At 45.0% G+C, this 298-nt stretch carries 1 protein-coding gene; it reads left to right on the top strand.

Features of this window, described 5'->3' with window-relative positions:
- A partial coding sequence (locus tag RMT89_RS42160; RefSeq protein ID WP_315889049.1) for a dCTP deaminase domain-containing protein occupies positions 1-298 on the top strand: 298 nt, incomplete at both ends.

Raw genomic sequence — 298 nt, 5'->3', positions numbered from 1 at the left:
AAGATGATGGAACTGAAACTATCAAAATTGGTCGAACAGCCCTCGCTTCCTCCGTCGAAGAATTCCACATTCCCAACAACCTCTGGTGCGAATTTCGCAACAAATCTACCAATGCCCGACATCACATTGATGCAGCACTTGGTACAGACGGTGAACCGGGATGGAATGGCTTTCTTACAATTGAAATCATCTTCAATGGAATGGTCGATGTTGACCTCCCAGCAGGTGTACCGATCCTCAAGGCGGTATTCCATGAAATCAATGAAAAAGCTGAATACCAAGGTAAGTACCAAGATCA

This window comes from Streptomyces sp. P17 (assembly GCF_032436805.1).
Lineage (GTDB): Bacteria > Actinomycetota > Actinomycetes > Streptomycetales > Streptomycetaceae > Streptomyces.
Note: the sequence above shows the minus strand (reverse complement) of the source record. Positions and strands in the feature narration are given on the sequence as shown.